Consider the following 3,608-nt stretch of genomic DNA (forward strand, 5'->3'; position numbering starts at 1 on the left):
ACCCAGATTTTCTACAATGCTAACGGCAAGGAACTCTACCGCCATCAGGGCTTCTATCCCAAGGCAGACATTATCGCGAAGCTTAACGAGTTTGGGATCAAGCCAAAGAAATAGCCACATACTGGTGGGCGAGAAGATAGAAGTATGCTTGAGTACCTGTTTGAATGGGTGTATGGGGCGGTGGCGGGTTCGGCTTATGTTGCCTTGAGCGCGTCCTTTATCTGGGGGATGCTAAGTGTTGCCATTAGCCCGTGCCACCTGTCCAGCATTCCGTTGATTGTTGGGTTCATCAGCGGACAGGGAAAGATGTCACGTTCAAGAGCGTTTGGCATCTCTTCTCTCTTTGCCTTTGGGGTTCTCGTGACTATCGCCTTACTGGGTGTTATTACGGGGCTAATGGGCAAGATGTGGGGGGATGTCGGGGTCTGGGGCAACTACGTTGTGGCGTTGGTATTCCTCCTGGTCGGGCTTAACCTTATGGGTATTATTCCCACACCCTTCTCAGGGCCGGGCAATATCAAGCTAAAGCGGCGCGGCGCGCTTGCGGCTTTTATCCTCGGACTAGTGTTCGGGATTGCGCTAGGACCATGTACTTTTGGCTTTATGATCCCTGTGCTCGAGGCTAGTCGCCGTGCCGCTTCGGAGTCGCGTCTACTGTATGCTATTTCGTTGGTTGCCTTGTACGGCATCGGTCATTGCTTGGTAATCGCTTTTGCTGGAGCTTCTGCTGAGGCTATCCAACTGTACATGAATTGGAACGAAAAGTCCAAAGGGGTTGTCATTATGCGGCGCATTTGCGGTGCGCTCGTTATATTGGCCGGCGTCTACATGGTTAAAATCACTCTTTAAGGAGACCAATTTCCGATGTCCCCCACCACTGAGAAGCCGATTGAAACGAAGAGTAAGTTTGTATCAGGTGTAGCAATCGCCGTAAAGGCGGTTGTGCTTGGCGCTTTGTGGTACCTCGTCTATTGCACGATTCAGCCTGTGTCTTACTGGCTCTCGTACTCGTTGATTGGGTTTCCTAGGGGCAGTCACCTTGGGAGCGCAGTCGCATTCTTCCTATTTGAAGTACCAAAGGTGCTGATGCTTCTGGTGCTGGTAGTGTTTGGTGTGGGCATCATTCGCTCATTCTTCACTCCTGAGCGTACACGAAGTATGCTCGCAGGCAAACGCGAGACACTAGGTAACGTTCTTGCGGCGCTTCTTGGCATCGTCACGCCCTTCTGCTCTTGCTCAGCGGTGCCGTTGTTCCTGGGCTTTGTCGAGGCGGGAATTCCGTTGGGAGTGACGCTGTCGTTCCTTATCGCCGCGCCTATGATTAATGAAGTGGCTATTGTCTTGCTCTTTGGCATGTTCGGGTGGAAGGTCGCTGCTGTGTATGTATCCACCGGTTTGCTAATTGCCATCACTGCCGGCTGGGTAATCGGTCGTCTTCATATGGAGCGAGACATAGAGTCTTGGGTGTTTGAGATTCAGATGGCACAAACCGATTCATCATCAGAACGCCTGGCTTGGAGCGATCGACTGCAAGCGGGGAAGACCGCCGTCATAGAGATCGTTAGCAAAGTATGGCTCTATGTCGTTGCCGGTATTGCGGTTGGCGCGGGGATACATGGTTACGTGCCTGAAGGGTTTATGGCCTCATTCATGGGTAAGAGCGCATGGTGGTCGGTGCCGCTTGCAGTGCTGCTTGGCATTCCGATGTACTCAAACGCTGCCGGTATCATTCCTGTGGTGCATGCTTTAATCGAGAAGGGGGCTGCTCTTGGAACCGTGCTTGCCTTCATGATGGCTGTTATCGGCCTGTCCCTACCCGAAACCATCATCCTCCGCAAAGTGCTTAAACCGCGTCTAATCGCCGTGTTTGTCGGTGTTGTCGCAACCGGCATCCTCATCGTCGGCTACCTGTTCAACTTCATCTTCTAAGGGTTTTCCGGCTCATCATAAACTTAGAAAGATAAAACCTAAGCTGCAAGCAGCTTAGGTTTTAAAGAGAAACACGTATTAAAGGGGCAGCTTATCTAGCTGCAGTGGGCCTTCTGCCGCGAGATCTTCTCGTGGCGGCGCCGTAGCTCAAAGTCTTGTTCATGCCCTTTGCGGAGGGTCTGTAACCATGGCGAGCGGACGCATTCTGACCCATGTCAGCAGGGGTTGGCTCCTCGTTTTGGTAGTCAAAGCCATCTATCTTGCGGCGCTCGATAGGGCCGCCGAGAGCTTTTTCGATGTCCCATACCATTCCGGCATCTTCTCTTGTAATCAACGTCATCGCGTCGCCTTCAGTTTCCATCCTACCGGTTCGCCCGATGCGATGAATGTAAGCATCAGCGGTATCGGGGATGTCGTAGTTGATAACATGCGAAATGCTCTCGACATCCAAACCACGAGCAGCGATGTCGGTGGCAACAAGCACCTGGACACGGCCATATTTGAAGTCGTTCAAGGCGCTCTGCCTCTGGCTTTGAGACTTGTTAGAATGTAAGGCGTTGGTCTTGAAACCTGCTTTGCTGATCTGCTCTGCCACGCGGTCTGCGCGGTGTTTAGTGCGAGCAAAGACCAGAACTGAGTTAGTATCGTTCACATCAAGTAGTTTAAGAACCATGTCCGTCTTCAGGTGATTAGGGCATGGGTACAGGGCGTGCGTGATCGCTTTAGGTGGCATTTGAAGGTCGACGTTCAAGCGTTGCGGGTTATGCATGTACTCTGCGACCAGTCGTGAAAGCTCTGGAGCAAAGGTTGCTGAGAAGAGCATGGTGTGTCGCTTTTCAGGAAGACCCGAGATGACGCGCTTAATCTGGGGCAAGAAACCCATGTCAAGCATCCGGTCAGCTTCGTCGAGCACCAGTTTCTCTACTTGTGAAAATCTTGTATTACCACGGTTCATGTGGTCTAAAAGCCTACCGGGACAGGCGACGATTACGTCAACCCCGCGCCGCATAGCGTCCGCTTGAGAGTTCAGTCCTACACCGCCATAAACACAGGCCACGCTTAGCTTAGTGAACTTAGCAAGCTGACGGAAGGTATCACTGATCTGCTCGGCAAGTTCCCTGGTTGGCGTCAACACGATTATTCTCGTGCAAGGCCTATGGGGCGGATGCAACAGCAGGTGATTCAAGAGAGGCAACACAAAGGCGGCCGTCTTGCCGGTTCCTGTTTGGGCGGTGCCGATCAGGTCTTGACACTGCATCGCTATAGGGATAGTAGCCGACTGAACGGGCGTGGGGTTCTCATATCCTGCAAAGGCAACTGCCTTCACAAGTCTCGGATCCAAGCCGAAAGCGGCAAATTCAGGGGAGGGAACAGGCTCAACGCTACGGCACTTGGGGCACTGAGTAGGTGGTTTAGAGGAAATCTGTTCTCGGAAAAGGATGGTGAAGTTCTGTTCGCAATCACGACATACAATCGTTTTGTTCTGTCTCATTAATGGTTCTAGCTCCTAATATATGGTTCGTATTGTCTCCGAGGCTTAGAGACAGTGAGCTAGATGAACCGAAGACTTCCAAGAACAACCAGGCCAATGCCGAAGCAACGTAACAACCTCTCTAATTATAGCACAATTATCACGATTAGTGTAGCCCTGTCTACTTTACCGTATTCCCACGCCCATT

The 3,608-nt window shown here is 51.8% G+C and carries 3 protein-coding genes; 2 read left to right on the plus strand and 1 reads right to left on the minus strand.

Annotation, left to right across the window (positions count from 1 at the left end; all coding sequences use genetic code 11):
• Positions 1–144: 144 nt before the first annotated feature.
• Both WCO51_11110 and WCO51_11115 read left to right on the plus strand, forming a co-directional pair.
• Complete coding sequence (locus tag WCO51_11110; protein ID MEI6513803.1) at positions 145–849, plus strand: cytochrome c biogenesis protein CcdA; 705 nt, start codon at positions 145–147, stop codon at positions 847–849.
• Between the two features lie 15 nt (positions 850–864).
• Positions 865–1,929 (plus strand): permease, encoded by a 1,065-nt coding sequence (locus WCO51_11115; protein ID MEI6513804.1) that lies wholly within the window; start codon positions 865–867, stop codon positions 1,927–1,929.
• Positions 1,930–2,020: 91 nt separating this feature from the next.
• On the opposite strand, the gene WCO51_11120 is transcribed toward WCO51_11115, so the two are convergent.
• A complete protein-coding gene (locus WCO51_11120; protein MEI6513805.1) occupies positions 2,021–3,421 on the minus strand; it encodes a DEAD/DEAH box helicase in 1,401 nt (466 codons plus the stop codon).
• Between the last annotated feature and the right edge of the window lie 187 nt (positions 3,422–3,608).

The organism is bacterium (assembly GCA_037131655.1).
Lineage (GTDB): Bacteria > Armatimonadota > Fimbriimonadia > Fimbriimonadales > JBAXQP01 > JBAXQP01.